Below are 24,474 nucleotides of genomic sequence, written 5' to 3' on the forward strand. Positions count from 1 at the left end.
GGGTGCTCGGCGTCAATGTAGGCAGCGCGCCCCCCCTTGCCAAGTCGAGTGCGAAAGTCGGAGCGCGCACCCGCCGGGCCGTGACGACGCACGCGGCTCAGGGCCCGCGCGTCCGCTCTCCCCTGCGGGGGGGCGCCGGGGACAAGGCGAGGTCGCCTTCCCGCGTCACCTCAACCAGCACCGCCCGCAGGGTCCGGCGCAAGGGCCGCCCTGTCCGGAGCGCCGGCAGGACGCCTTCGAGGACGAGGCGCTCCAGGCGCTCCAGGCGCTCGGGCCCGTCCGGGTCCAGGCGGGCGAGCCCGAGGCCGACCACCCGCAGCAGCACGGCCTCGGGCAGGCCGCGCAGGCGTTCCCCGTCGAGGACCAGGCGGCTCCCGTCGGGGGCCTCCTGGCAGGCCGCCGCGAGGACGTCCCCGGCGCCTTGCTCCAGGGCCGCCGCGTCGCGGGCGCAGCGCGCGGCCAGCCGGCACAGGCGCTCGGGTGAGAGCCCCTCCCCGGCCAGCGCCGGCAACAGCGCGCGCAGGCGGGCGCGGGCGAAGCGCGCGTCGTGGTTCGTGGGATCGCGGGCGAAGGCGAGGCCGCGCGCCGCGCAATAGGCGACGAGGTCGGTCTTCGGGATATCCAGGAAGGGCCGCGCGAGGCGCAAGGGGCCCAGCGCGCGCTCACGCCGCATGCCGGCGAGGCCCGCCGGTCCGCTCCCGGCGAGGAGCCGCATCAGAACGGTCTCGGCCTGGTCGTCGCGGGTGTGGCCGGTGAGCAGGAGGTCCGCGCCGATCGTGGCGGCGTGGCGCGCCAGAAGGTCGTAGCGCGCGGCGCGAGCGGCGGCCTGGAGGCCGTGAGCGGGTTTCGGCCCGGTCCAGGCGAGGGTCTGATGGGGAACGCCGAGTTCGCCGCACAGAGCGGCCACGGCGCGGGCCTCCGCGGCGGAATCGGGGCGCAGGCCATGGTCGACGGTCGCCGCGTGGACGGGCGCCTCGGCGCGGGTAGCCGCGCAGGCGGCCAGCAGGGCCGTCGAGTCGGGCCCCCCCGAGACCGCGAGCAGCACCGGTGCCGCGCGGCCCGCGAGGTAGGGCCGGAGCGCCGCCGCGAGGGCGGTGTCGCTCGGGAGCAGATCTTGCGGGCTCAGGCGGCGCAGCGCGCGCGCTTCTGCTCGCGCGCGACGCCCTGGCGGACGGATGTGCTGGCGGAGGGGAACTTGCGCTCGAGTTCGGCGAGCGTCGCGCAGGCCTGCTCGCGGGCGCCGAGCGCGTTCAGGGAGGCGCCGAGCTTCAGCATGGCGTCGGGCGCCTGGGCCGAGCGGGCGTAGTCGGTGGAGACCTTCAGGAATTGCTCGGCCGCCTCGCGGTTGCGGTTGCGCTGCAGGTAGCTCTCGCCGAGCCAGTAGGTGGCGGAGGGCACCAGGGCGTCGCGCGGGTGCGACTGGATGAACTGGCGCAGGCCCATCTCCGCCTGCTCGTACTGGCGCTGGAGGATGTAGGCGTAGGCCGCCTCGTAATCGGCGCGCGCGTCGCCCGAGCCCGTGGCGGCGACGCTGGGCGCGCGGGCCGGGTTCGGCAGCGCGCCGGTGGTCGGCACCCGGGCGGGGGGCGAGAGGTCGACGGGGCCGCCGAGCCCCGGCGGGGTCAGGCCCGGCTCCTCGTCGTCGGCCTCCACCACGGTGGGGGGCACGCTGTGCGCGCGCGGTGCCTCGGCCACGGCGGAGGACGGCGTCGTGGTGCCGAGCTGCATCGGCGCGCCGGGGCGGCCGGGGTTCTGGTCGGGGTCGAAGGCGTCGCTGCGCTTCTGGGGCTTGGCCGCGCCCGGGTTCGTGCCTGACGGACTGGCCGCCGGCGCGCCCGAGCGTCCGCCCTTGGCCTCCTGCAGGCGGAACTCGACGTCCTCCTGGAACTTGCGCAGCTGCTCTTTCAACTGCCGGTTCTCGTGCTGCAGCGTCTCGATCTGCCCGGCGGTCTGGCGCGACTGGTTCTCCAGCCGGTTCAGGCGCACCACGAAGTCGGACGCGTCCTGCGCGCGGGCGCCGGAGAAACCCCCCGGGACGAGGCTGGCCGCGCACAGGGCGGTGGCGAGGAGGAGGCGGCGGAGCATGACAATCGTCACCGATGATCGGTTGGCGGAAGGGTGCCGGATAGCAGTGGCACCCGTCCGGGGCAAAAGTCGGGCCTGACCGCTTGCGACCGGCCTACGAGCCGGCGCCGCCGCGATCGAGGACGGTGACGGCGCGGCGGTTCTGCGACCAGCACGAGATGTCGTTGCAGACCGCCACCGGGCGCTCCTTGCCGTACGAGACGGTGCGGATGCGGCCGTTCGCGATGCCGCGCGAGGCCAGATAGTCCTTCACGGACTGGGCTCGGCGCTCGCCGAGCGAGAAGTTGTACTCGCGGGTGCCGCGCTCGTCGGCGTGGCCCTCGACCAGGAAGGTGTAGCGCGGGTAGCGCTGCAGCCAGTTCGCCTGTTTGTCGAGGGTGGCGGTGGCGGTGGGGGTCAGGTCGGTGGAATCGGACTCGAAGAACACGCGGTCGCCGATGTTCACCACGAAGTCCTGGGCGCTGCCGGGGGTGTTGGCGCCCCCGCCGAAGCCGGAGGCGTCGGCCAGATCCTTGTCGTTGGTGCAGGCGGCGACGCTGAGGGCCGCGCACAGGGCGGCCGCCAGCGGAAACACGCGCAAGCGCGCAGTCATGGACATGATCCTGTTCTCCTCGGGCAGATCCCGCCGGCCGGAGCGAGGGTGAAGGCCGGCTTCGTCGCCGCATGCCCCAGGGGGGCTCGTCGGGACCGGTACTTAGTCGGACTCGGTTAAGCGAAGGTTCCGTTAGCCATGACGCGCCTCGACTCCGCCCGGGCCAGGTTTCGCAAGATCCAGGTTTCGCAAGGCAAGCTTCGCAAGATCGGCATCCCGCGGAACCCGCGCCGCAGCGCCCGGCTCGGCGCTCATCGGCCGCGATTGCGGCGGTCCCGCGTCCGGTCGCGCCGCGGCGTCGATTACCGTCAAGCTGTTGCGCTGCGGCAACAGATCGGTGGCCCGTGTCTCAGGACGGGGTCGCGGCCGGCGCGGTTCCGGCGATGGCGTCGATCGCCGCGACGGCGCGGGCCGCGGCGCCGCGGGCGGCGTCCAGGGGGGCGTCGAGGTCGGCCCCGCGCAGGCAGGCCTGCTCCATCTCCGAGCAGCGCTGCGAGAGGTCGAAGAAGCCGAGGGACCCGCTCACGGAGAGGAGGGTGTGGGCGTCGTGGCCCAGGGCGACGCGCTCGGCCACGCCGGCCTGCAGCCGCTGCGCGATCTCGGCCTTCAGGCGCGCAAGCAGGTCCAGCAGGCGCGCCTGCCCGAAGATGCCTTCGAGCTCGGCGAGGGTTCCGGGATCGTAGACGGGCCGCCGGGCGCCGGCCTCCGGCTGCGGCGCAGGGACAGGCGAAGGGACTGGCGACGGGGTCGGCATGGCGTCGTCCAATGGCGTTGTCGTTTCCGTGCGCTTTAACCGATGCGCGCGCGAGGGCGGAAACACGGCGCCCGTTGATCCGTGCTTAACGAATATCGGACTAATTCGTCGCTGCAAAGAGTTGGTGCGACCGATGCGACAGCGTCAAGTGCTCATCGTGGAAGACAATTACCTGCTGCTCGACATGCTCACGGGCCTGTGCGAGCGGCGCGGCATCGGCGTCGTCTCGGTGTCCAGCGGCGAGGCGGCAATGGCGACGATCCGGCAGGCCGGGTCCCATCCGCGCGGTCCCGATCTGGCGCTCCTGATCACCGACATCAACCTGCCGGGCCTCATCGACGGCTGGACCGTGGCGGAGGCCTACCGCATCCTCAATCCCGGCCAGCCGGTGATCTATACCTCCACGGGAGGGCGCAGCGACCGGCGCGCTGTGCCGGGAAGCGTCTTCCTCAGCAAGCCCTTCCGGATCCAGGACGTGATCGACCTCGCCGGCGCGTTGATGCAGGGGCGGCTGGAGCCGCAGGAGCCGCTCGCCCTGCGCGCCGTGGGCTGAGCCCGCCGTTCCGCTCGCAGCTCGACCGATCGCCCCCTGGCCTAGGGGACCTGCCCTACTGGAGGTGCCGCGCGTAGGTGTCGCCCGCCGCCCGCTTGAGTTCGGCGCCGGCCTCCCGGCCGATCCGGGCCGCGTCCGAGACCGCACCGGAGCGCCGCGCCGCCCAATGGGCGCTGCCGTCGGGCAGGAACAGCAGGCCGTCGAGATCGAGGGTGTCGCCGCTGATCCGCGCCAGGGCGGCGATGGGCGTGCGGCAGGAGCCGTCGAGTTCGGCGAGCAGGCCCCGCTCCGCGGCGAGTTCCGCCGTGGCGCGCGCCGAGACCAGGGGCTCGAGGAGCGCGCGCACCGCCGCGTCCGCCTCGCGGCACTCGATGCCGAGCGCGCCCTGCGCCACCGCCGGCAGCATCTCCTCCACGGCGAGCACGCTGCGGGCCATGTCGGCCATGCCGAGACGCTGAAGGCCGCACAGCGCCAGCAGGGTCGCGTCGCAGGTCCCCTCCTCCAGCTTGCGCATCCGGGTGTTGGCGTTGCCCCGTAGGGGCACGATCCGCAGGTCGGGGCGGCGCATCAGCACCTGGGCGGCACGGCGCAGGGACGAGGTGCCCACCCGGGCACCCGCCGGCAGGTCGGAAAAGCCCGCCGCGCGCGGCGACAGGAAGGCGTCGCGCGGGTCGTCCCGCTCCAGGATGCAGGCGATGACGAGCCCGTCCGGAAGCCAGGTCTCGACATCCTTCATGGAGTGGACCGCGACGTCGACCACGTCGGCGTAGAGGGCCTGCTCCAACTCCTTGGTGAACAGGCCCTTGCCGCCGATCTCCGACAGGGGGCGGTCGAGGATGCGGTCCGCCACCGTGTTGACCACCACGATCTCGGTCTCGAGCCCCGGATTGGCCGCGACAATCTGGTCGCGGACCATCCCGGTCTGGGCGAGCGCCATCGGGCTGCCGCGCGTGCCGATGCGGAGGGGGCGTTGGATCATGGGCGAGGATCGCTCGGACGCTGGGTGGAACCTGACTTCCTAGGTACGCAGTCCGCGCGGCGCTGTCACCGGCCTCCGTCAAAACGGTCGGGTCGCGGGAGGATTTTCGAAACCACATCTCGAGGTTGTGGTGCCGGCGTCCTGGCAAACGGGCGGACGTTCGGCGCACCTTTACCGGGTCCGGCGAGGATCGGAGCCTCGATGGCAGTCCGATTCCGTGCCGTCGATTCCATGCCGTGGGTGCCCGGAATGAAGCCCAGCAAGCTCGAAGCCTACTATCGGGACCAGTTCGGTGCCGACACCCCGCTCCACGACGACGCCCCCGCCCCGCCTCGGCCGGCCCGGCCCGCGCGCAGCGACCCGCCGCGCCGCGCCCGCCGGGGCGGCCTCGGCCTGTTCGGGCTCCTGAAGCTGGTGCTGATGTTCGGGCCCATGGCCTTCCTGCTTGGCACGGCCCTGATGTCCGATTGCCGCGGGGGCGCGCAGGCCTCTTGGTTCCGGAGCGACTGGATGCAGGCTTCCTGGATACCCGAGATGCTGCGGGGCAGCGCCTGTGCCCGGCGCGACCTCGCCGGGCGGGCCCTCTCCCTCGACGATCAACTCCGAACCATCGCCAACGGGATCCGCTGATACGTCATCCGCTTGGTCAAAGCGGATGACGTATCGGCAAGCCTGCGCAGCGCTTGAGCGAAGCCCAGATCCGCCATCCCGAACGCGATCCCACGGGGATCGCCGGAAGGGATCAAACGGCTTTGGTCTGACACGTTCGGCGCCCTCGCACGAACCATCCGAGAGAGCCATGAGACGCCCGTCAAACGCCGTTGACGTCAAATTCCTCGAAGCCGCGTCTTTCGAAGCCGCGCCCTGCCTGCCGCCCCATGCTCCGAGCCCGGACCGGGACCGCCCTCCTCCCGGGGCGGAGGCGGCATGGCGCCGCTCTCAAGTGGAGGGGCGCCGCTCTCAGGCGGCGCCGGAGGGGTTCGCCACCCGCATGTTCGCCGCCGCGCGGGCGGATGACGGGGCGGCGTCGGGCCGTGGCATCAGCCTCGGCTGGAAGACGTCCCTGTTCGTCAACCTCGTGGTGCTGGTGGTGCCGAGCGGGCTCGTCGTCGCCCTGCCGCCGGTGCTGGAATGCCGCGCGCGGGCCGAGCGCTTCGGCTTCTTCGCCGGCGAGACCCTTAACGCCTGCGCCGAGCGCGGCATCCGGGTGCGTGTCAAGCGGCTCGACGATCGGCTCAAGATGCTGGTGCGAGGATCCGGCCCCTGAGGCCGCGCGACCGGAGCCGCCCGACGCCGGGGACCCCCGGTCCGTCTTGCCCGCCGTCTCAGAAGGCCTGCAGGGTCAGTTCCGTGTGCTCAACGCTGGGGGGCGCCTCGAAGCAGGGCGAGACCATCGCGCGGTAATCCTTCCAGGCCTGCGAGCCCGTGAAGTCTACGGTGTGGTTCTCCAGGGTCTCCCACTCGATGAGGAGGCGGTAGCGCTGCGGCTTCTCGACGGAGCGCCGCACGGCGAAGCTGCGGCAGCCCTTGGCCGCCTTGAAGATCGCCGAGGCCTCGGCGATGCCGGCCTCGAAGGTGGCTTCCATGCCGGGCTTCACGTCGATCTGGGCGATTTCGAGGATCATCGGGGGCTCTCCGTGTGAGGTCGTGGAAGTCAGCGTAAGGGCCGGCCGAGCGCCTTGGCGAGGAGGCGCTGCGGGCTGCGCTCGGGGCGGGCCTGGTCGGCCACCGGGAGGTAGGCGGTCTGTTCCAGCATGTAGCGGCCGCCCATGGCGCCGTGCATGACGAGGTCCGAGAAGGTCACCCAGGTCTGGCCGGGGGCGAAGAGCACGTCGGCCTGGGGCGCCGTCTCCTGGTAAATCATGTCCTGCTTCAGGGCGTCGTGCAGGTGCAGCATCAGGTGGTCGTATTCCGAGCGCCGGGCCTTGGTGATCTTGAGGGCAGCCAGAATCCGCGCCGAGAGCGGCGAATAGCCGGGCAGGCGCGGCAGGAACTTCTCCGCCATCGTGGAAAAGTCCTCGCCGACCCGCCAGTGACGCGGCTGTCCGTCCGGGTTGATGTTGCGGAAGATGCGCAGGATGCGCTTCTCGCCGATCGGGTTCGACGGGAACGCGTCCACGTGCAGGCGGGTATCGTCGCGCCGCCAGCTCATCTTGCGCCGATCGACGTCGAAGGGCCGGTAGGAGGTGCCGGCGAAGGTGACCTTGCCGGCGTAGGCTGGCAGGTGATCGGCGACCAGCGCCTCGGCGAAGCCCCGGTAGCGGATCAGCACCTGGCGCAGGGCCTCCTGCTCCTCCGGCGTGCCCGCCGCCCCCCGCAGGGTGGATGCGGCGCCCCGGATGTTGACGTTCTTGGCCTTGCCGTCCGCGAAGGGCCGCTCGACGAAGCGCTGCTCGAAGGCGCTCAAGGGGAAGTCGAGGTCCGGGAACATCAGGACCGCACCGTCCTCCAGGGCGTCCACCAGGGCGGGCGTGCCGGGCGCCGGACCTGTGCGCGGGACGGAAACGATCGGGCTGATCATCGGGCGGGGCTCCTCGCAAAAACCGCGGCGGGACCGGCGGTTTAGCCGAAGCGCGCGCCGGTGGCCAACCGCCCGTCGCGGGGTCGTCCGCCCTCCGTGCGGAGATCGCGTCCAGTCTTCGTCGCGAACAGGCGCGCGAATACCGGTGGATGACGGCATTCGCCGGTTGTCACGCCCCGCGCCCCGGCTCAACCCTGATGAACGATGCGCAACCCGGGCGGTTCGGTGGCGTTGATGAAACAGTCGCGGGTCCGGACTTTTACGGGACTACCGTGGCGACGAGGATTCCGAGGATGGCGACGCTGAAGGAATTCGAGGACTCCCTGCGCGAGCACGGCATGCACATGGCGCTCGCCCTGCTGGAGCGCCTGCGCGCGCGCGACCGGGCGACCCGCACGATCAAGCCAGCCCGCCGCCTCACCGGCCAGAAGATGACGCCGGATCTGGCCCGCGCCATCCTGGACCTGCACGCCGCCACCGGCATGACGCAGCAGGAGATCGCCTTCAAGGTCGGGGTGAACCAGGGTCGGGTCAACGAGGTGATCAAGCACGGCAAGTGGCTCGACGACGATCCCCATGCTCCCGAGGCGGTGGCCCGCGACCGGGCCAAGGCCCGGATGCGCTCGGACCCGGTGGCAAAGCGCCCGCCGGCCCCACGCCGTGCGTCGAAATCCGCGAAGTCGGCCGTCAAGCGGACGAATGCGGCCCGGCCGCCCAGTCCGCAGGGGCAACTGATCTTCGGAGATCTGTAGGTTCACCGGGGTCGGCGGGGCCCCGGGGATCGCCCGGACCCCGGCCCGCGTTGTCGGCGCAGGCCGCCCTCAGGCTGCCGGAGTGACCGTGCCATGCGCCCGCCCCTTCTCGCCCTCGCTCTCGCGATCCAGGCCGGCCCCGCGCTGGCCCAACGCCCCGCCACGCCGGAGATGTCGTGCGGACAGGCCAAAGCGCTCGTTGACCGCAGCGGTGGTCTCGTGCTCGGCACCGGCGGCCAGACCTATGACCGCTTCGTGCGCGACCGCAGCTTCTGCGAGGTCACCGAGATCACGGTCCCGGCCTTCGTCCCGGCCCGCGACACGCCGCGCTGCTTCGTCGGCTATCGCTGCAAGGAGCCGAGCCGCAACTGGCTCGACGATTTCTGAACACGCGAAAACGCCCCGGTCGGTCGACCGGGGCGCTCGTAAGCGTCACGCTATCGGGTTACGGCGTGAAATGTTGCACGGCGTCACGCAGCCTGCTGAACCGAGCCCTCGATCACCGGGGCGGCGGTGGCGCGGCCCGAGGCGATCTGAATCTGGCGCGGCTTCTTCGCCTCCGGAATCTCGCGGACGAGATCGATGTGCAGGAGGCCGTTCTCGAGGGTGGCACCCGTCACCTGGACGTAGTCGGCGAGCTGGAACCGACGCTCGAAGGCGCGGGCCGCGATGCCCTGGTGCAGGAATTCCGCCGGCTTGTCGGCGTCGGACTTGCGCTCGCCCTTCAGCGTCAGCGCATTCTCCTTGACCTCGATCGCAAGATCGGAGTCCGTGAAGCCGGCCACCGCCACCGTGATCCGGTAGGCGTTCTCGCCGGTGCGCTCGATGTTGTAGGGCGGGTAGGTCGGGGCCGCGTCGGCGCTCACGAACTGGTCGAGGGCCGAAAACAGGCGGTCGAAGCCGACGGTGGAGCGATACAGGGGAGCAAGGTCGAACTGACGCATCACACATTCTCCATAAGAAGCAACATGCTGGTTTCGGGTCCGCCCGGGGGCCGGACCAGTCGCACCGCCGTATTGGCCGGTGCTCCCGTGATATCGGCGTACCCTTTGGGCCTCGCAAGAGCCTGGACGCGCCGCGAGGCCAAAATTTTCGGTTTCCTACTCTGTGCGAGACTTCCCCGATGCTGACCCTGCGCTCGACGCCCGACAATCCCGTGCCCCCCGGCGGCGCCCTGAAGGCGGTGCGCACCGACGACGGGATCGAGCTGCGGGCTGCCCATTGGCGCCCGACCACGCGGCTCGTGAAGGGCACCGTCTGCCTGCTCCAGGGCCGGGCCGAGTTCATCGAGAAGTACTACGAGACGATCGCCGACCTGCGGGCGCGCGGCTTTGCCGTGGTGGCCTTCGACTGGCGCGGCCAGGGCGAGTCGCAGCGCCAGGTCGACGATCCGCACCGCGGCCACGTCGCCCATTTCGACGATTACCGGCGGGACCTGAAGGCGATCGAGGAGGCGATCCTGCGCCCCCTGATGCCGCATCCGCATCTCTGCCTCGCCCATTCCATGGGCGGCGCCGTGGCGCTCACCGGGGGCCTCGACGGCTGGCTCCCCTTCCGCCGCATCGTCACCGTGGCGCCGATGCTGTCGATCCGGATGGTGCGCTGGCCCGCCGGCGCGGCGCTCCTCGCCGGCATCCTGCACGCGATCGGCTGGGGGCGGCGCTACATCCCCCTCGGCTCCGCCGTCTCGATCGCCACGAAGCCCTATCCGAACAACCGCCTCTGCCGGGATCCGGAGCGCTACGCCCGCAACGCGGCCGCCGCCCGGGACGTCGGGGCCGGGGCCGTCGGCGATCCCAGCATCGCCTGGCTCGCGGGCGCCTTCCGGGCGATGCGGCGCCTCGCAGATCCGCGCGTGCCGGGGCGGATCATGGTGCCGACCCTGATCGTGGCGGCGGGGGCCGACCCCGTCTGCGGCACCCGCACCACCGAGCGCTTCGCCCGCGGCCTTCGGGCGGGGCACATCCTCGTGCTGCCGGACGCGCGCCACGAGATCCTGTCCGAACGGGACGCGATCCGGCAGGATTTCTGGGCGGCCTTCGATGCCTTCATGCCGGGCTCGGACGCGGCGGAGCCGGCCGAGCGCGCGCGCCTGGAGGCCTGAACCTCACGGGTTCAGGTGTCGCAGGGCCGCTTCGTGCAGGCGCCGGTCCCCGGCGGCGACGATGCGCCCGCCCCCGGTCGCCGGCCCGCCGTCCCAGGTCGTCACGATGCCGCCGGCCCCCTCGATGATCGGGATCAATGCGACGATGTCGTAGGGCTTGAGGCCGGCCTCCACCACCAGGTCGATTTGTCCGGCCGCCAGCATGCAGTAGGCGTAGCAGTCGGTGCCGTAGCGGGAGAGGCGCACCGCGCCCTCCAGGGCGAGGTAGCGCTCCCGCTCCGCGCCCTCGGCGAAGAGGCGCGGATCGGTGGTGGCGAGGATCGCCTGGTCGAGGGCGGTGCCGCGCCGGGTCAGGAGCCTGCGCTCGCCGCGGGGTGAGCGCAGGCGGGCCTGCGCACCATCGCCGGAGAACAGCTCGCCGAGATACGGCTGGTGCATCAGACCGCGCACCGCGGCGCCGTGATGGGTCAGGCCGATCAGCGTGCCCCAGGTCGGCAGGCCGGCGACGAAGGCCCGAGTCCCGTCGATCGGGTCGAGCACCCAGACGCATTCGGCATCGAGGTTCTCCGAGCCGAACTCCTCGCCCAGGATGCCATGGGTCGGCAGATGGCGCCGGATCATGCCGCGCATCGCCACCTCGGCGGCCCGGTCGGCCTCCGTCACGGGGTCGAAGGCCGCTCCGCCGCGGGCCTTGTCGTCCATGCCGAACGCGGCCCGGAAGAAAGGCAGGATCGCCTGCCCCGAGGCGGTGGCGAGATCGTCCATGAACCGCGCGAGATCGACGACGCTCATCGAGCCTTCCCCTTACCGAGACGCGGGTAAGCGAAGCGGACGGACGGGCCGCCGGTCAAGCCCCAAACGGTCCTGTGGGCGGTGTCAGGCCGGCATGGGCGTCAGGCCGGCAGGGGCTGCACGCGAGCGAACTCGCCCCCGGGCTGGGCGGGCATTGCGTCCGGGGCACGCTTGCCCTGCGCGGTCGCCACCACGGCCTCCACGGCCGCGCGCAGGGACGAGACGTGGATGTCGGCATCGACCGCCCGGTGCCGGGTCGCCTCGTCGAGGTCCGCATCGTCCGCCTGCCACAGGCCGAGGACGAAGCAGGTGCCCGGCAGCTTGCGGCGCAGGCGCTCGGCCAGCCGGCGCAGATGCGTGGGTTCGCCGTTGATCGCCATCGACACGATGCAGACGAGCTTGGCCGGGCCGGGGTCGAAATCCCCGATCCGCGCCCGGGCCACGTCGGCGAAGGGGACCACCCGGGCCCCGATCCCGCGCTTGGCCAGGAGTTGGGCCAGGATCGCGCAGGCGGATTCGTCGACGAAGCTGCGCCCGGCCACGCACAGCACCGTGCCGGTGGTCCGCCACGCCTCAGGCACCGGCTCGGGACGCGGCGCGTCGGGATCGGCCTTCGCCTCCGTGTCGCTGCGCAGGTCGTCGCGGTCGGCCAGTTCGTCGATGAGGCCGCCGACGCTGGCGCGGATGTCGCTCTTCTGCTCCGTGGTGAGCACGCCCCGGGCGGCATCCCGAGCGGCGAGTTCGAGGCCCTTCACCACGACTTCGTCGTAATAGGCGGTGAGCGAGCAGGTTTTGAGGATCAGGTCGGCATGCTCCTGCGCCTCCTCCGGGTCGTCGGCGAGAATGCGCTGGTAGAAGTTCTCCACCGGGGTCAGGGCCGGGCGGTCGCCGAACAGCACGTCGAGAAATTCGAGCTTGTCGACGTGGCGCCCGAGCACCACGAGGCAGACCGTCAGGGGCGTCGAGAGCAGCAGGCCGACGGGTCCCCAGAGCCAGGTCCAGAACAGGGCCGAGACCAGGACCGCGAAGGGCGACATCCCGGTGGACTGGCCGTAGAGCATCGGCTCGATGAAGTGTCCGACCAGGGGCTCCAGGATCAGGAACAGGATCAGCGTCCCGATCACCATGGACCAGCCGGGATCGACCGCGGCGGCGAGCGCCAGGGGGAAAAGGGCCGACACGAAGGCGCCGACGTAGGGCACGAAGCGCATCAGCGCCGAGAAGATGCCCCACAGGACCGGGTTCGGCACGCCGAGGACGTAGAGCCCGATGCCGACCACGAGGCCGAAGGAGGCGTTGAGGCCGAGCTGAACCAGGAAGTACCGGCTCAGGCGCTTGGCGGCGTCGTCCATCGCCACGGTGGTGCGATGGAGGTCGCTGGAGCCGGCCAGCCGGATCATCCGGTCGCGCAGGTCCTCCCGCTGCATCAGCAGGAAGAGCAGCACCACGAAGACGATGCCGATGGTGGCCAGCGGATGCAGGATCGGCGAGAGCAGCGTACCCGCCAGGGTCACCGGCCCCGGCGCCCGTTCCTTGACCTCCACCAAGAGCGCCTTCTCGGGCGGGGCGGGATCGGCCCGGGATTCGGGTTTGGGCTCGGGCTTCGCCTCGTCGTGGCTCTCGTGCATCGTCCGGCCGATGCTGGCGACGTAGCCGGCGAGGCGCCCGGCCGGGGTGTCGTTGAGGCCCTCGATCTTGCGCTCGATGGTGCTGCGGTAGCGCGGCACGTCCTTGGCGATGTCGGCGATCTGCACGCCGATCAGGGTCGCCAGGGTGGCTGCCGTGCCGAGGGCGAGGAGCACCGAGGTCGCCACCGACAGGAACCGGCCGAAACGCCAGCGCCGAAGCAGGTTGACCAGCGGGCCGAGGACGAAGGAGAGCAGGATCGCGATGGCGATCGGGATCAGGACGTCACGGCCGACATACAGGCCCACCATGATCAGGGCGGTCATGACGAACGGTGAGGTCAGGGTCTGTGGCGGCGTGGCGGCGGCCGAGACGCGGGTCGGTCGCGGCGGTACGACGGACGGCTTCGGGGTTGATCGCAGGGCCATTCCGATTCCGTGTTCCAGACGCGACGCGCGGGTCCGCGCGCTTGCGGGCACCACCGCGATGAGAACGAATCGCTTGCGAAAAACGATCCCTCGCGACGGCTCATCTCGTCGCGAAACCGTGATTGCGCTGCGTCAGATCTGCTTCGATTGCATGGCTGAACGGGATGGTCGCTCAGTCGACGACGCCATCACGGTTGTATCGGACCGTGCGTTCCCGTGTCTTTTCTTGTGGGCGCCGTGTTCTCGTCGATCGGGCCTGCGTGGAGAAGGACCGTTTTGCCGCGCGATACCCGAGCACATCTTTGGCCTCCGGGAATTCTTCTACTGCGCCCAGTTACGTTTGGCGGGAATTCGGGCAATCGAGTTTCCCAAACGACAACGGTGTGTTTGTCGATCCCTGTCGAGTGCCAAGCTGTTCCACTGCACAGCATCCACTGACGCGTCCGCGACACGCGAGGAAATTGTAACGAGGCCGGACTTTAATCGAATGATAAGCTTAATTTCGTAGGCCACAGTAACGGGCGGCGTCAAACGGCGTCCGACGAGAGCGGGAGGTGGTTTTGCACGACATGGCGATGGACGCTGGCGCCGGTTCCCCCTCGCCCGACGCAACGAGCCTGCGCGGGATCGCCGCCGAGATCGCCGAACTCCAACGCATCTCGTCCGACAAGAGCCGGCGCATCCAGGCGATCACCGGACAGGTGAAGATGCTTGCGCTCAATGCGCTGATCGAGGCGTCCCGCGCCGGCGAGATGGGCCGTGGCTTCTCGGTGGTGGCACAGGAGGTGCGGGCGATCGGCGCGGAGGTGGAGACTGTCGCCCGCGCCCTGGAGGTCGAGCTCTCGAACCGCATCGCCAGCCTCCAGATCCGGGTCCGGAGCTTCGCGGAGGGATCGCAGACCGACCGTTTGATCGATCTCGCCCTCAACGCGGTCGAGCTCATCGACCGGAATCTCTACGAGCGCACCTGCGACGTCCGCTGGTGGGCCACTGACGCGGCCCTGGTGGCCTGCGCCGCGGCGCCGACGCGCGAAGCGACGGCCCACGCCACCCAGCGCCTTGGCATCATCCTCGATGCCTACACGGTCTATCTCGACCTCTGGCTCTGCGACCTGCAGGGCAACGTCCTTGCCCACGGCCGGCCGGACCGCTATCCCGGCCTCGTCGGGCGCAATGTCGCCGATCAGGACTGGTTCCGGCGTGCGGCCGCGCTGCCCGACGGGAACGCCTACGTCGCGGCCGACGTGACGGGCCAGGCCGGCCTCGGCGGTGCGCAGGTCGCGACCTACTGCGCCAGCGTGCGCGCCGACGGGAACAGCCGGGCCCGGCCGATCGGTGTCCTGGCCATCCACTTCGACTGGGAGGCCCAGGCCCGCGCCATCGTCGACGGTGTGCGGGTGTCGGGCGAGGACAAGGCGCGCACCCGGGTCCTCCTCGTGGATGCGCGCCACCGGGTGATCGCGGCCTCGGACGGGCGCGGCGTGCTGGAAGAGACCTTGCCCCTGGCCGTTAACGGTAGGACGAGCGGCGCCGATCTCGATCCCCGGACCGGACGGATCGTCGCCTTCCACCGTACGCTGGGCTACGAGACCTATGCGGGGCTCGGCTGGTACGGGGTCATCGTCCAGGCCCCGGGCTGAGCGTCCGTCAAACCAGGACGGGCATCGCGGGCTGGTTCTCGATGCCGAAGACGCGGGTGTAGCGCGCGATCTCCTCGGCCGGGCCGATCGCCTTCGACGGGTTGTCGGAGATCTTCACCGTGGGCCGGCCGTCGGCGGCGATCACCTTGCAGACGATGGAGATCGGGTCGAGGCGCCCGTTCGGCACAAGGCCCCGGAAATCGTTGGTCAGCAAGGTGCCCCAGCCGTAGCCGATCCGCATCCGGCCGTGGAAATGCGCGTGGATCGCCTCGATGGTGTCGATATCGAGACCGTCGGAGAAGATCGCGAGCTTTTCGCGCGGGTCCGAGCCCCGCGAGCGCCACCAGGCGATGGCCTCCTCGCCGCCGGCGATCGGCTCCTTCGAGTCGATGCGGATCCCGGTCCAGGCGTTCATCCAGGCCGGGGCGTTCGCCAGGAAGCCGGTGGTGCCGTAGGTGTCCGGCAGCATCACCAGCAGGTTTCCGGCGTAGTCCTGCTGCCAGTCGGCCAGCACGTCGTAGGGCGCTCGGGCGAGGCCCGCATCGTCGTCGGCCAGGGCCGCGTAGACCATCGGCAACTCGTGGGCGTTGGTGCCCACCGCCTCGACCTCGCGGCGCAGGGCGATGAGGCAGTTCGAGGTGCCAAGGAAGCGCTCACCCAGGGCCTCGTGCATCGCCTCGACGCACCAGTCCTGCCACAGGAATCCGTGGCGGCGCCGGGTCCCGAAATCCGCGATGGACAGACCGGGCAGGCGCTGCAGCCGCTCGATCTTCTCCCAGACCCGGGTCATCGCGCGGGCATACAGCACCTGAAGGTCGAGCTTGCCGAGGTGGCGCACCACGCCCCGCGTGCGCAACTCGTTGAGAATGGCGAGCGCCGGCACCTCCCACATGGTGGTCTCGATCCAGGGCCCGTGGAAGGTGAGGACGTACTGCCCGTCCCGCGCTTCCAATTCGTACTCGGGCAGGCGGAAGCCTTCGAGCCAGTCCATGAAGTCGGCCGAGAACATCTGGCGCTGGCCGTAGAAGGTGTTGCCGCGCAGCCAGGTGGATTCACCGCGGCTCAGGGAGACGGAGCGGGCGTGGTCGAGCTGCTCGCGCAACTCGCCGGCATCGACGAAATCGGCCAGGCGCACCTGCCGCGAACGGTTCTGGATGCCGAAGGTGACGCGGGCGTCGCGATGGCGGCGAAAGATCGTCTGCGCCATCAGGAGCTTGTAGAAATCCGTGTCGAGCAGCGACCTGACGATCGGGTCGATCTTGAAGCTGTGGTTGTACACCCGCGTGGCAAGATCGAGCATGGTACGGATCGCGGCCCCTCAAGCGGCGCCTCCGGCGCCGGCGAGGCCGCAGAGGCGCATGGCAGCGAAGGGTAAGTCAATCGCTCGCGACGCAGGTCCGGGCCGCGACGATCGTGATCGGGCTTTCCAAACGATGAAGGCAGCGCACCCTTCGGCGCGCCGCCCTCGCACTCGGTCGGCCGGGCCCGCCGATCAGGCCAGATCGACCTTCTTGGTCTCGGTCTTGGGCGACTCGCCGGTCAGCGCCGCCTTCACGTAGCCGTAGATGTGAAGCATCGTGGCGTTCGGGCTGTCCCAGTACTCGCCCTTCTCGGGGTGGACGCGCAGCAGAGCGACCTCGGGGTCTTCCCTCCCATTGGGGAACCAGGTCTTGAGGCCCTCGCTCCACTTGTCGTTGATCGTTGCCTGATCGGTGACGATCTCGGCCTTGCCTGCGATCGACACGTAGGTCTGGCTCGACGGGTCCGAGTAGGCGAGGTTGATCTGATTGTCCTTGCTGATCTCGGCGGTCTTCGGCGAATGCAGCCTGGTGAAGAACCACAGATCGCCGCTCTCGTCCGCCTCCTGGCACCACATCGGACGGCTGTAGAGCTTCCCGTCCTGGTCGGCGGTGGTCATCATCGCGACCTTGACGTCCTTGATGAGGGCGAACAGTTTCTTAGCGCCCTCGTGGTCGCGGTGGTTGCCCTGGTGCATGGGATCGTGGTCTCCAACTCGTCGATCGGCGTCGGCAGCGCGGTCGCGCGCCGCCGGTTCGTGTGCTCAACGAGCCAGGGCGGCATTGGTTTCGGGGTTGCGCAGCGGCGCGACCTTCGGTGATGCGGTCCGTGCGGCCGGCCGGCGCAGCACCGTCAGGCGACCGGGCGGCCGCTCGCGGGCGGACAGGTCGCCCTCGCCGATCGGCCGGATCACGTGGGTGTTCCGGCCCCGCCGCTTCGCCTCGTAGAGGGCCGTGTCGGCCTCGGCCAGAAGTTCGTCCGGCTCCGCGCTCCGGCCCGGCTCCGTGAGCGCGACTCCGACACTCACCGTGACACCCGTCAGGCCGTCGCCCCGGTCGGCGTGCGGGATGGCCAGATGGGCGATGGCACGGTGAAGGCGCCGGACGACGCGTTCCACCCCGCGACGGTCGCAGGCCCGCATCAGCAGCGAGAATTCCTCACCGCCGTAGCGCGCCACCACATCGCGCCCGCCGCGGGTCTGCCCGGCGAGCGCCTCGGCGATGCGGCGCAGGCATGCGTCCCCGGCCGGATGGCCGTAGGCGTCGTTGAAGCGCTTGAAGTGATCGACGTCGATCATGAGGAGGGCCGTGCCGCGCGTCTCACCGGCGGAGGCCGCCAGGGCGGTATCGAGGGCGCGGCGGTTGGCGAGCCCCGTGAGGGCGTCGGTCTCGGACAGTAAGGTGAGGACGCGCCGGTCGTGCTCCAGGCCGGCCGAGCGCAGGATCTCGCGCAGGGAGACGAGGTAGGCCCGCCGGCGCACGCCCTCGATCTGGTGGTTGCCGTAGAGGACGAACGCGCTGGCCGTCAGCACCTGGAAGGCGAGGCAGAGGGCGAGTTCGGGGCTCAGGTCCCCCCGTAAGCCGATGGCCGCGAGGGCGCCTGCCGCGCCGAGGCCCGTGAGCACCAGGGCATGGGGAAAGCGCAGCACGAGCATCAATGCGGCGAACACCACCATCAGCGGATACTCGATGAAGCCGATGGCGCTCAGGGTGCCTTGCCCCAGGCAGAAGAGCAGGATCGGTACCCCCGTCACGAGGAGCATCGTGGCGGTGACCATGCGCTCGCGCCGCGGCCCCGGCATCCGGGGTACGGCCCAGGCCAGGAGCAGGGCCAGCGGCGTCACGAGGCCGAGGCGCAGGCCGAGGGCCAGGGGCAACATCTCGGGCGCCAGCAGCCACGTGGTCAGCGAGAAGCCGTTGTGGAACACGAGCCCGATCAGGATCGTACGCCGCAGATGACGCGCGCGCTCGCGGCCCGTGTCGATCTCGTAGCGGGCCGAGACGGGGCGGGAGAAGCGCAGGAGGCGCGGGCTCACCGTGAGGTCGGTGAGGGCGACCTCGCCGCGCGGACGACGTGTGAAGGCCCGCTCGGGCGTGGCGAGCCAGCGGCGAATCCAATCGAGCACGATGTGACGATCCCGGTCCCTGCGCGCCGTCCCTGCGGGGGGCGCCCCAATCTCTCGGGACCGAACGTGGCCGGGCGGTGGAAGGGCGCAATCCCGGCTGCGTGCCGTCGCGACATCCCTACCAAATCCTGAATCGATTTCGCGACGGCGTGTGGTGGATACCCGCTCCAAGCACGGGGCCGCGACCGGCTGTCGCCCCGGGTCGTGCGCTCCGCGCTTGCGTCGCAGCGCTGGCTGTGCTGTCGCATGGGCTCTTCGTGAACGCGACGGCCTGCGCCGCGGCGTGCGCGAACCTCTCCCGATAGTGTCCGCGCCGTAGCCCTCCGGCCGGCCCGCCGCGGCAAGGAGCCAGACCCTTGGCGATCACCCGAGACGATGTGCTGACGGTCCTCTCGACCGTGACGGTCGATGCCGCCGGGACCACGCTGCCGGCCTCCGGGCGGCTGTCGCAGGTCGTGGTGGACCCGACGAACCGGGTCATGTTCTCGATCCTGATCGACCCGAGCGAGGCGGAGCGTTTCGAGCCGATCCGGCGCCGGGCCGAGGGCGCGATCCTGGCGACGCCCGGCGTGTCCGGCGTGTTCGCGAGCCTGACCTCCGAGCGCGGACCGAACCAGCCCGCTCAGGCACCGCCGCAGCCGCCTGCTCCGGGACGCCCGGCCGCTCCGCAGCCGCGTACCGGCCCGGCCCTTCCGGGCGTGCGCCACATCGTGGCCGTCGCCTCCGGCAAGGGCGGCGTCGGCAAGTCGACCACCGCCTGCAACCTTGCGCTGGCGCTGTCGGCCCAGGGCCTGAAGGTCGGGCTCCTCGATGCCGACATCTACGGTCCCTCGGTGCCGAAGCTGTTCGGACTCTCCGGGAAACCCAGGGTGATCGAGGAGCGCCTGCTCGCCCCGATGGAGGGCTTCGGCATCAAGGTGATGTCGATCGGCTTCCTGATCGAGCCCGAGACGGCGATGATCTGGCGCGGCCCCATGGTGCAGTCGGCCATCACCCAGATGTTGCGCGAGGTCGCCTGGGGCGAACTCGACGTCCTGGTGGTCGACATGCCCCCCGGCACCGGCGACGCGCAGCTCACCATGGCGCAGGCGACGCCGCTCTCCGGTGCGGTCATCGTCTCGACCCCGCAGGATCTGGCCCTCATCGACGCGCGCCGCGGCGTGACGATGTTCCGCAAGGTCGCGGTGCCGATCCTCGGCGTCATCGAGAACATGGCGACGTTCATCTGCCCGCATTGCGGCACGGCCTCGCACATCTTCGGGCATGGCGGCGCGCGGGCCGAGGCCGAGCGGCTGGAGGTGCCGTTCCTCGGCGAGGTGCCGCTGAACATGACGATCCGCGAGACCTCGGATGCTGGCCGCCCCGTGGTGGCGGTGGACCCGGACGGACCGCACGCCCAGGTCTATCGCGGCATCGCCGCCAAGCTCTGGGGCAACCTGACCGGCGGCCCGGCGCCCCGGGCGGCCCCCCGCATCGTCATCGAGTAGCCGCGATGCCGCCGGTGCTGGGCGTGATCCTCGCGGGCGGGCTCGCGCGCCGCATGGGCGGGGGCGACAAGCCCCTGCGCACCCTCGGAGGCCGTACCCTGCTCGACCGGGTGCTCGCCCGCTTCGCGCCTCAATGCGCGGCCGGCGTGATCCTCAACGCCAACGGTGATCCGGGCCGCTTTCCGGAATTCCCGGGCGCGATCGTGCCCGACGGCGTGCCCGGCAATCCGGGGCCGCTGGCCGGAATCCTGGCGGCCCTCGATCACGCGGCCGCCCATCATCCGGCCACGCGCCACGTCGCCAGCGTCTCGGGCGATGCGCCGTTCCTGCCCCTCGATCTGGTCGCCCGCCTCGCCGCCTCAGCCGGCCGGGACGACGCGATCGCCATGGCGGCGTCGGGCGGGCGCGAGCATTTCACGGTGGCGCTCTGGCCGGTGGCCCTGCATGCGGGCCTGCGCGCGGCCCTGGTGGAGCGCGGCGAGCGCCGGGTCGGCGCTTTCCTGAGGCATCACGGCGCGGTGGCGGTGTCCTGGCCGTCCGAGCCCGGCGACCCCTTCGCCAACATCAACGCGCCGGAGGATCTGGCTGCGGCCGAAGCCCGCCTCGCCGGGATCGAGCGTCGGTAGCGGTCAGGTCGGAGCGCTTTTCGCCGCGGCGCGGGCCCGCCAGCGCGGATAGAGCAGCCCGAGGGCGAGGCCCCCGAGGACGAGGCCGGCAGCGGCGAGCTTCCAGCCCGGAAGCGGCTCGCCGAGCCAGAGGGCCGACGCACCCATCCCGAAGACCGGCACCAGGAGCGCCATCGGGGTGATCAGGGCGGCGGGGTGGCGCGACAGCAGCCAGCCCCAGACGGCGTAGCCGAACATCGTGTTGCCGACCGATTGCCAGATTACCGCGCCCCAGGTCGCGAGATCGGCCCGCAGGAGACCGTCGCGGATGGCGTCCCAGCCTTCGAGGAGGAACGAGGCGGCAAGGAGCGGCGGGGCCGAGAACAGGCTCGCCCAGACCACGTAGGGCAGCATCGCCCGCGCGCCGCTGCGCTTGGCCGCCATGTTGCCGCCCGCCCAACTCATGGCGGCGCAGACGACCAGCCCGAGGCCGAACGGCGTCGTCGCGGCGTCGGTATGGGCCACGATGACGACGAGGCCCGCCGCCGCGAGGGCGAGGGCCGCCCATTGGTGACCCGGCACCCGCTCGCCGGTCAGGCGGATCGACAGGCCGATGGTGAAGAAGACCTGGATCTGGATCACCAGGGAGGCGAGGCCGGGGGAGATGTGACCGCGCAGGGCGATGAACAGGAGGCCGAACTGTCCGGCCCCGATCAGCAGGCCGTAGGCCGCGAGGTTGCGCCAGGGAACCGCCGGGCGGGACAGCAGGAACACGCCCGGCAGGGCGGCGAGTACGAAGCGCAGGGCCGCGAAGAGCAGCGGCGGCAGGTGGTCGAGCCCGATCCGGATCACGACGAAGTTCGTGCCCCAGACCGCCACCACCGCGAGGGCGAGGAGGATGTCGCGAAGCGGGAGGGTGCCGGTCATGGCTCGCCGTCTTTCAGGCCATGGACGCCGTGCCAAGGTCTGCCGGGTCCCGAAACGAAAGAAGTGTCCGCACCTTCGCGCGGACACTTCCATCGAACTCGGATTTTCGTGGGTCGGATCAGGCGGAGCCGACGGTCGCCTTGACGATCTTGTCGGGGGAGCGCGGCGGCTCGCCCTTGTTCAGGCTGTCGACCACGTCCATGCCTTCCACGACCTTGCCCCAGACGGTGTACTGTTTGTCGAGGAAGCGGGCATCGCCGAAGCAGATGAAGAACTGCGAGTTGGCCGAGTGCGGGAAGTTCGTGCGGGCCATCGAGCAGGTGCCGCGCACGTGCGGCTCGGCGTTGAACTCGGCATTGAGGTCGGGGAGATCCGAACCGCCCGAGCCGGTGCCGGTCGGGTCGCCGGTCTGGGCCATGAAGCCGTCGATGACGCGGTGGAACGGCACGCCGTCGTAGAAGCCTTGTGCCGCAAGGGTCTTCAGGCGCTCCACGTGGTTCGGTGCGAGGTCGGCGCGCAGGCCGATCACGACGCGGCCCTTGGTGGTCTCCAGGATGATGGTCTCGGTCTCTGCCATGGGTCTAGACTCCTTGTCCCTTGGGTCCTTGGTAGATGAAGCGGAGCGCGATCGGGCGCCCCGCGATGGCCGCACCGAGGGCGGGCGTGATCCGGGCCGGCGTGCAGCGCCGGATCGCCGCCAGGGTCGCATCGGTGAGGATGCGGTAGGCGCGGGTATCCGAATTCTGTGTCGAGAACGTCACGCGGGGCGTGCCGATCACCGATCCGTCGCGCCGGAGCGCGAAGCGCGCCGTGATCTCGGTGCGCTCGAAGCGCGCGAGGCCCGGCGGCACCTCCCAGCATGCGGCGAGGACGGGGTAGAGTTCCTTGAGGGTGTCGGCGGGCTGCGGCCCGGCCATTCCCGGCCGGGGGACCTCCTGCTGCGGAACCTGAACGGTGCCGCGCAGGGTCTCCGGCAGGGTCAGGGGTCCGGTCGCGGGCGCGCCCTGTGCGGCGGCCGAGGCGCCGAGCGTCGTCGCGGCGATGGCCGCGAGGAGCGTCCCGGCGCGGCGGCCGCCGAACACCCTACTTGGCCCCCTGCGCCATCTGCATCTTCACGATCTTGTCGGGGTTCTGCACGGCCCCGCCGGGCGCCCCCGGAGCCGCCTTCTTGATCGCGTCGACGGCCTCCATGCCCGAGGAGACGAGGCCGACCACGGTGTACTGGCCGTTGAGGAACGGCGCGTCGCCGAGGCAGATGAAGAACTGGGAATTGGCGGAGTTCGGGTCCGACGAGCGGGCCATGCCGACGGTGCCGCGCCGGAACGGGGATTGCGAGAACTCGGCCGGAATGTTCGGCAGGTCCGAGCCGCCGGTGCCGTTGCCCTTCGGGTCGCCGGTCTGGGCCATGAAGCCGTCCATGACGCGGTGGAACTTCAGGCCGTTGTAGAAGCCCTTCTTGATCAGGGTCTTGAGTTGAGCCACGTGCTTGGGTGCCAGATCGGGCCGCAGCTCGATGGTGACCCGGCCGTCCTTGGTGTCGAGGAACACCGTGTTCTCGTCCGCCGCCAAGGCTCCGGTCACGAAGGCCGCGGGCGCCGTGCCGATCAGGGCGGCGAGGCTGAGGAGGGCGATCCGGCGGTTGAGGCCGAGGGTGTTGCCGAACTTCATGGGCAGGCGTTCTCTCTTCAGTCGGGTCTTGGGGATCAGGATCTGCCGAAGCGCCGGTTCAGGCGCTCGGCCACTGCCGGGGGTACGAAGGGCGAGACGTCGCCCCCCATCGCGGCGATCTGGCGGACCAGGGTGGCGGTGATCGGCCGGACGCCGGTGGAGGCCGGCAGGAAGACGGTCTGCACCTCCGGCGCCATGGCGCCGTTCATGCCGGCGAGCTGCATCTCGTAATCGAGGTCGGTGCCGTCGCGCAGGCCCCGGATGAACACCGAGGCGCCGACGCGACGGGCCGCCGTCACCGCGAGGTCGTCGAAGGTGACGATGGTGAGCTCGGTGCTCTCGGCCTGCGCCAGCGGCCCACAGGTGGCACGCAGCAGTTCGGCGCGCTCCTCCGGCGAGAACATCGGCGCCTTGCCGGGATGCACGCCGATGGCGATGACCAGATTGGAGACGAGCCGGCAGGCCTGACGGATGACGTCGAGGTGTCCGTTCGTGACCGGGTCGAACGAGCCGGCATAGAGGGCGGTGCGGATCATCGCGGCCCGGGGTAGAGCATTTCGCCCCGGAACGGAACCTCCCCGCCCGCAACGAAAAAGGGCGGGCCCCGTTTCGGGAGCCCGCCTCTCTCAGGATCGGGGCCGGGATACCGGCGCCGGGTGATCCTAGTAGGTGCCGAACTTGTAGTTGATGCCGGCGCGGGCGATGCTGCCCTCGGTCCGGAAGCGGGCGATGTAGCCGGCGCCCGGGAACACGGCCGTGTTGGTGTTGGCGACCGTGATGGCGCGCGAGCCGAGGTCGTAGCGCAGGTACTCGGCCTTGATCGTCACGGCGGAGGACTTGAAGAAGTTCAGGAACGAGTCGGTGGGCAGGGCGTACTCGATGCCGCCGCCATAGGCGTAGCCCGTCTCGATGTTCGAACGCGAACCCGCATACGCGATGGGGGCGTTGGTCTGGAACGTCACGCTCTGGTTCACGTCGCCGTAGGCGAAGCCGCCGGTCCCGTAGACCAGGAACCGGTCGAAGGCGTAGCCGATGCGGCCGCGCACGGTGCCGAGGAACGACAGCTCGCTGCGATAGGTGTTCGTCAGCGTGTTGGGGTTGAAGCGGATGTCGGTGCGGGTACGCTGCAGGTCGGTGTAGGCCGCATCGGCCTCGACGCCCACGACGATGCCGTTGCCCGGCGTGAACTGGTAGTTGTAGCCGATCTGGCCGCCGGCGGTGAAGCCTTCCTGGCGGACGTTGATGGCGGCCTGGCGGAAGCCGAGGTTCACGTTGTTCTGGAGGGCGCCGATGCCGGTGGTGCGGACGGTGTCACGCTCGCTGAAGGCGTAACCGGCGTTCACGCCGAGATAGGCGCCCGTCCAGGTGAAGACCGGGAGGGGCACGAAGACCGGCGGGGCCGCGCGGCGCGGAAGGTCGGCGGCCGAGGCGGCGCCGCACAGGAGGGCGCCGGCGGCGCCAGCGAGGAGAATCTGCTTCAGCACTTGAAAATTCCACGAATGTCAGGGGCGGCTCGACATTGGGGATACGGTGCCGG

The 24,474-nt window shown here is 70.8% G+C and carries 28 protein-coding genes; 9 read left to right on the top strand and 19 right to left on the bottom strand.

Features of this window, described 5'->3' with window-relative positions; translation table 11 throughout:
- Window positions 1-97: 97 nt before the first annotated feature.
- The 4 genes from tilS to MKK58_RS23535 form a co-directional block, all read right to left on the bottom strand.
- Window positions 98-1,045, bottom strand: a complete 948-nt coding sequence (tilS, locus tag MKK58_RS23520; protein ID WP_243915386.1) for a tRNA lysidine(34) synthetase TilS — start codon at window positions 1,043-1,045, stop codon at window positions 98-100.
- Window positions 1,046-1,122: 77 nt separating this feature from the next.
- Window positions 1,123-2,085: a tol-pal system protein YbgF gene (ybgF, locus tag MKK58_RS23525; RefSeq protein ID WP_243915387.1), complete on the bottom strand. Its 963-nt coding sequence runs from the start codon at window positions 2,083-2,085 to the stop codon at window positions 1,123-1,125.
- Window positions 2,086-2,179: 94 nt separating this feature from the next.
- A complete protein-coding gene (gene pal / locus MKK58_RS23530; protein ID WP_243915388.1) occupies window positions 2,180-2,683 on the bottom strand; it encodes a peptidoglycan-associated lipoprotein Pal in 504 nt (167 codons plus the stop codon).
- 343 nt (window positions 2,684-3,026) lie between these two features.
- A complete protein-coding gene (locus MKK58_RS23535) occupies window positions 3,027-3,431 on the bottom strand; it encodes an Hpt domain-containing protein (RefSeq protein ID WP_243915389.1) in 405 nt (134 codons plus the stop codon).
- 133 nt (window positions 3,432-3,564) lie between these two features.
- On the opposite strand from MKK58_RS23535, the gene MKK58_RS23540 reads away from it, so the two are divergent.
- A complete protein-coding gene (locus MKK58_RS23540; RefSeq protein ID WP_243915390.1) occupies window positions 3,565-3,984 on the top strand; it encodes a response regulator in 420 nt (139 codons plus the stop codon).
- A gap of 55 nt (window positions 3,985-4,039) precedes the next feature.
- Here the strand turns inward: MKK58_RS23540 and hemC are convergent, their stop codons facing one another.
- Window positions 4,040-4,963: a hydroxymethylbilane synthase gene (gene hemC, locus MKK58_RS23545; RefSeq protein WP_243915391.1), complete on the bottom strand. Its 924-nt coding sequence runs from the start codon at window positions 4,961-4,963 to the stop codon at window positions 4,040-4,042.
- Between the two features lie 249 nt (window positions 4,964-5,212).
- Here hemC and MKK58_RS23550 point away from each other — a divergent pair, with 249 nt between their 5' ends.
- Together MKK58_RS23550 and MKK58_RS23555 are read left to right on the top strand one after the other, a co-directional pair.
- Complete coding sequence (locus MKK58_RS23550; protein WP_243915392.1) at window positions 5,213-5,593, top strand: hypothetical protein; 381 nt, start codon at window positions 5,213-5,215, stop codon at window positions 5,591-5,593.
- Window positions 5,594-5,762: 169 nt separating this feature from the next.
- Window positions 5,763-6,230, top strand: a complete 468-nt coding sequence (locus MKK58_RS23555; protein WP_243915393.1) for a hypothetical protein — start codon at window positions 5,763-5,765, stop codon at window positions 6,228-6,230.
- A gap of 58 nt (window positions 6,231-6,288) precedes the next feature.
- Here MKK58_RS23555 and MKK58_RS23560 read toward each other — a convergent pair whose 3' ends face one another.
- Window positions 6,289-6,588, bottom strand: coding sequence for an antibiotic biosynthesis monooxygenase family protein (locus MKK58_RS23560; RefSeq protein ID WP_238278627.1), 300 nt, complete (start codon window positions 6,586-6,588; stop codon window positions 6,289-6,291).
- Between the two features lie 29 nt (window positions 6,589-6,617).
- Window positions 6,618-7,484 (bottom strand): Kdo hydroxylase family protein, encoded by an 867-nt coding sequence (locus MKK58_RS23565; RefSeq protein WP_243915394.1) that lies wholly within the window; start codon window positions 7,482-7,484, stop codon window positions 6,618-6,620.
- A 293-nt stretch (window positions 7,485-7,777) separates the two neighbouring features.
- Between MKK58_RS23565 and MKK58_RS23570 the strand changes: the two genes are divergently transcribed.
- Window positions 7,778-8,236 (top strand): RNA polymerase subunit sigma-70, encoded by a 459-nt coding sequence (locus MKK58_RS23570; RefSeq protein WP_243915395.1) that lies wholly within the window; start codon window positions 7,778-7,780, stop codon window positions 8,234-8,236.
- Between the two features lie 93 nt (window positions 8,237-8,329).
- Window positions 8,330-8,623: a hypothetical protein gene (locus tag MKK58_RS23575; protein WP_243915396.1), complete on the top strand. Its 294-nt coding sequence runs from the start codon at window positions 8,330-8,332 to the stop codon at window positions 8,621-8,623.
- 83 nt (window positions 8,624-8,706) lie between these two features.
- Here MKK58_RS23575 and MKK58_RS23580 read toward each other — a convergent pair whose 3' ends face one another.
- The gene (locus MKK58_RS23580; RefSeq protein WP_243915397.1) at window positions 8,707-9,180 is read right to left on the bottom strand and encodes an Hsp20 family protein; all 474 of its coding nucleotides are present in this window, start codon (window positions 9,178-9,180) and stop codon (window positions 8,707-8,709) included.
- Window positions 9,181-9,359: 179 nt separating this feature from the next.
- Between MKK58_RS23580 and MKK58_RS23585 the strand changes: the two genes are divergently transcribed.
- Window positions 9,360-10,340, top strand: a complete 981-nt coding sequence (locus tag MKK58_RS23585) for an alpha/beta fold hydrolase (protein ID WP_243915398.1) — start codon at window positions 9,360-9,362, stop codon at window positions 10,338-10,340.
- A gap of 3 nt (window positions 10,341-10,343) precedes the next feature.
- Here the strand turns inward: MKK58_RS23585 and hisN are convergent, their stop codons facing one another.
- Together hisN and MKK58_RS23595 are read right to left on the bottom strand one after the other, a co-directional pair.
- Window positions 10,344-11,132 (bottom strand): histidinol-phosphatase, encoded by a 789-nt coding sequence (hisN, locus tag MKK58_RS23590; RefSeq protein ID WP_243915399.1) that lies wholly within the window; start codon window positions 11,130-11,132, stop codon window positions 10,344-10,346.
- A gap of 101 nt (window positions 11,133-11,233) precedes the next feature.
- On the bottom strand, window positions 11,234-13,186 hold the full coding sequence (locus tag MKK58_RS23595) for an AI-2E family transporter (RefSeq protein ID WP_243915400.1): 1,953 nt from the start codon (window positions 13,184-13,186) through the stop codon (window positions 11,234-11,236).
- A 575-nt stretch (window positions 13,187-13,761) separates the two neighbouring features.
- On the opposite strand from MKK58_RS23595, the gene MKK58_RS26915 reads away from it, so the two are divergent.
- On the top strand, window positions 13,762-14,826 hold the full coding sequence (locus tag MKK58_RS26915) for a methyl-accepting chemotaxis protein (RefSeq protein ID WP_279578525.1): 1,065 nt from the start codon (window positions 13,762-13,764) through the stop codon (window positions 14,824-14,826).
- 7 nt (window positions 14,827-14,833) lie between these two features.
- Here the strand turns inward: MKK58_RS26915 and MKK58_RS23605 are convergent, their stop codons facing one another.
- The 3 genes from MKK58_RS23605 to MKK58_RS23615 all read right to left on the bottom strand — a co-directional run bounded on the left by MKK58_RS23605 (window position 14,834) and on the right by MKK58_RS23615 (window position 18,250).
- On the bottom strand, window positions 14,834-16,126 hold the full coding sequence (locus tag MKK58_RS23605; RefSeq protein WP_243915401.1) for a nicotinate phosphoribosyltransferase: 1,293 nt from the start codon (window positions 16,124-16,126) through the stop codon (window positions 14,834-14,836).
- Between the two features lie 192 nt (window positions 16,127-16,318).
- Window positions 16,319-16,822, bottom strand: a complete 504-nt coding sequence (locus tag MKK58_RS23610) for a pyridoxamine 5'-phosphate oxidase family protein (protein ID WP_243915402.1) — start codon at window positions 16,820-16,822, stop codon at window positions 16,319-16,321.
- 66 nt (window positions 16,823-16,888) lie between these two features.
- Window positions 16,889-18,250: a diguanylate cyclase gene (locus tag MKK58_RS23615; RefSeq protein WP_243915403.1), complete on the bottom strand. Its 1,362-nt coding sequence runs from the start codon at window positions 18,248-18,250 to the stop codon at window positions 16,889-16,891.
- A 356-nt stretch (window positions 18,251-18,606) separates the two neighbouring features.
- On the opposite strand from MKK58_RS23615, the gene MKK58_RS23620 reads away from it, so the two are divergent.
- Both MKK58_RS23620 and mobA read left to right on the top strand, forming a co-directional pair.
- Complete coding sequence (locus MKK58_RS23620; protein ID WP_243915404.1) at window positions 18,607-19,737, top strand: Mrp/NBP35 family ATP-binding protein; 1,131 nt, start codon at window positions 18,607-18,609, stop codon at window positions 19,735-19,737.
- A 5-nt stretch (window positions 19,738-19,742) separates the two neighbouring features.
- A complete protein-coding gene (gene mobA, locus MKK58_RS23625) occupies window positions 19,743-20,363 on the top strand; it encodes a molybdenum cofactor guanylyltransferase MobA (RefSeq protein WP_243915405.1) in 621 nt (206 codons plus the stop codon).
- Between the two features lie 3 nt (window positions 20,364-20,366).
- Here mobA and MKK58_RS23630 read toward each other — a convergent pair whose 3' ends face one another.
- The 6 genes from MKK58_RS23630 to MKK58_RS23655 form a co-directional block, all read right to left on the bottom strand.
- A complete protein-coding gene (locus MKK58_RS23630; protein ID WP_243915406.1) occupies window positions 20,367-21,269 on the bottom strand; it encodes an EamA family transporter in 903 nt (300 codons plus the stop codon).
- 118 nt (window positions 21,270-21,387) lie between these two features.
- Window positions 21,388-21,846, bottom strand: coding sequence for a peptidylprolyl isomerase (locus tag MKK58_RS23635; RefSeq protein WP_243915407.1), 459 nt, complete (start codon window positions 21,844-21,846; stop codon window positions 21,388-21,390).
- 4 nt (window positions 21,847-21,850) lie between these two features.
- Entirely contained in the window at window positions 21,851-22,351 is a 501-nt protein-coding gene (locus tag MKK58_RS23640; protein WP_409565304.1) for a hypothetical protein, read from the bottom strand.
- A 1-nt stretch (window position 22,352) separates the two neighbouring features.
- Entirely contained in the window at window positions 22,353-22,937 is a 585-nt protein-coding gene (locus tag MKK58_RS23645) for a peptidylprolyl isomerase (RefSeq protein ID WP_238281885.1), read from the bottom strand.
- 35 nt (window positions 22,938-22,972) lie between these two features.
- Entirely contained in the window at window positions 22,973-23,473 is a 501-nt protein-coding gene (gene coaD / locus MKK58_RS23650) for a pantetheine-phosphate adenylyltransferase (RefSeq protein WP_243915408.1), read from the bottom strand.
- Between the two features lie 126 nt (window positions 23,474-23,599).
- Window positions 23,600-24,421, bottom strand: coding sequence for an outer membrane protein (locus tag MKK58_RS23655; RefSeq protein WP_243915409.1), 822 nt, complete (start codon window positions 24,419-24,421; stop codon window positions 23,600-23,602).
- Between the last annotated feature and the right edge of the window lie 53 nt (window positions 24,422-24,474).

Origin of the sequence: Methylobacterium sp. J-078 (genome assembly GCF_022829285.1) — a bacterium.
Classification (GTDB): Bacteria; Pseudomonadota; Alphaproteobacteria; order Rhizobiales; family Beijerinckiaceae; genus Methylobacterium.

Coding starts and splice junctions, on each gene's coding strand:
- ybgF (WP_243915387.1), bottom strand. CDS start 2,085: ATGCTCCGCCGCCTCCTCCTCGCCACCGCCCTGTGCGCGGCCAGCCTC.
- pal (WP_243915388.1), bottom strand. CDS start 2,683: ATGTCCATGACTGCGCGCTTGCGCGTGTTTCCGCTGGCGGCCGCCCTG.
- MKK58_RS23535 (WP_243915389.1), bottom strand. CDS start 3,431: ATGCCGACCCCGTCGCCAGTCCCTTCGCCTGTCCCTGCGCCGCAGCCG.
- MKK58_RS23540 (WP_243915390.1), top strand. CDS start 3,565: ATGCGACAGCGTCAAGTGCTCATCGTGGAAGACAATTACCTGCTGCTC.
- hemC (WP_243915391.1), bottom strand. CDS start 4,963: ATGATCCAACGCCCCCTCCGCATCGGCACGCGCGGCAGCCCGATGGCG.
- MKK58_RS23550 (WP_243915392.1), top strand. CDS start 5,213: ATGAAGCCCAGCAAGCTCGAAGCCTACTATCGGGACCAGTTCGGTGCC.
- MKK58_RS23555 (WP_243915393.1), top strand. CDS start 5,763: ATGAGACGCCCGTCAAACGCCGTTGACGTCAAATTCCTCGAAGCCGCG.
- MKK58_RS23560 (WP_238278627.1), bottom strand. CDS start 6,588: ATGATCCTCGAAATCGCCCAGATCGACGTGAAGCCCGGCATGGAAGCC.
- MKK58_RS23565 (WP_243915394.1), bottom strand. CDS start 7,484: ATGATCAGCCCGATCGTTTCCGTCCCGCGCACAGGTCCGGCGCCCGGC.
- MKK58_RS23570 (WP_243915395.1), top strand. CDS start 7,778: ATGGCGACGCTGAAGGAATTCGAGGACTCCCTGCGCGAGCACGGCATG.
- MKK58_RS23575 (WP_243915396.1), top strand. CDS start 8,330: ATGCGCCCGCCCCTTCTCGCCCTCGCTCTCGCGATCCAGGCCGGCCCC.
- MKK58_RS23580 (WP_243915397.1), bottom strand. CDS start 9,180: ATGCGTCAGTTCGACCTTGCTCCCCTGTATCGCTCCACCGTCGGCTTC.
- MKK58_RS23585 (WP_243915398.1), top strand. CDS start 9,360: ATGCTGACCCTGCGCTCGACGCCCGACAATCCCGTGCCCCCCGGCGGC.
- hisN (WP_243915399.1), bottom strand. CDS start 11,132: ATGAGCGTCGTCGATCTCGCGCGGTTCATGGACGATCTCGCCACCGCC.
- MKK58_RS23595 (WP_243915400.1), bottom strand. CDS start 13,186: ATGGCCCTGCGATCAACCCCGAAGCCGTCCGTCGTACCGCCGCGACCG.
- MKK58_RS26915 (WP_279578525.1), top strand. CDS start 13,762: ATGGACGCTGGCGCCGGTTCCCCCTCGCCCGACGCAACGAGCCTGCGC.
- MKK58_RS23605 (WP_243915401.1), bottom strand. CDS start 16,126: ATGCTCGATCTTGCCACGCGGGTGTACAACCACAGCTTCAAGATCGAC.
- MKK58_RS23610 (WP_243915402.1), bottom strand. CDS start 16,822: ATGCACCAGGGCAACCACCGCGACCACGAGGGCGCTAAGAAACTGTTC.
- mobA (WP_243915405.1), top strand. CDS start 19,743: ATGCCGCCGGTGCTGGGCGTGATCCTCGCGGGCGGGCTCGCGCGCCGC.
- MKK58_RS23630 (WP_243915406.1), bottom strand. CDS start 21,269: ATGACCGGCACCCTCCCGCTTCGCGACATCCTCCTCGCCCTCGCGGTG.
- MKK58_RS23635 (WP_243915407.1), bottom strand. CDS start 21,846: ATGGCAGAGACCGAGACCATCATCCTGGAGACCACCAAGGGCCGCGTC.
- MKK58_RS23645 (WP_238281885.1), bottom strand. CDS start 22,937: ATGAAGTTCGGCAACACCCTCGGCCTCAACCGCCGGATCGCCCTCCTC.
- coaD (WP_243915408.1), bottom strand. CDS start 23,473: ATGATCCGCACCGCCCTCTATGCCGGCTCGTTCGACCCGGTCACGAAC.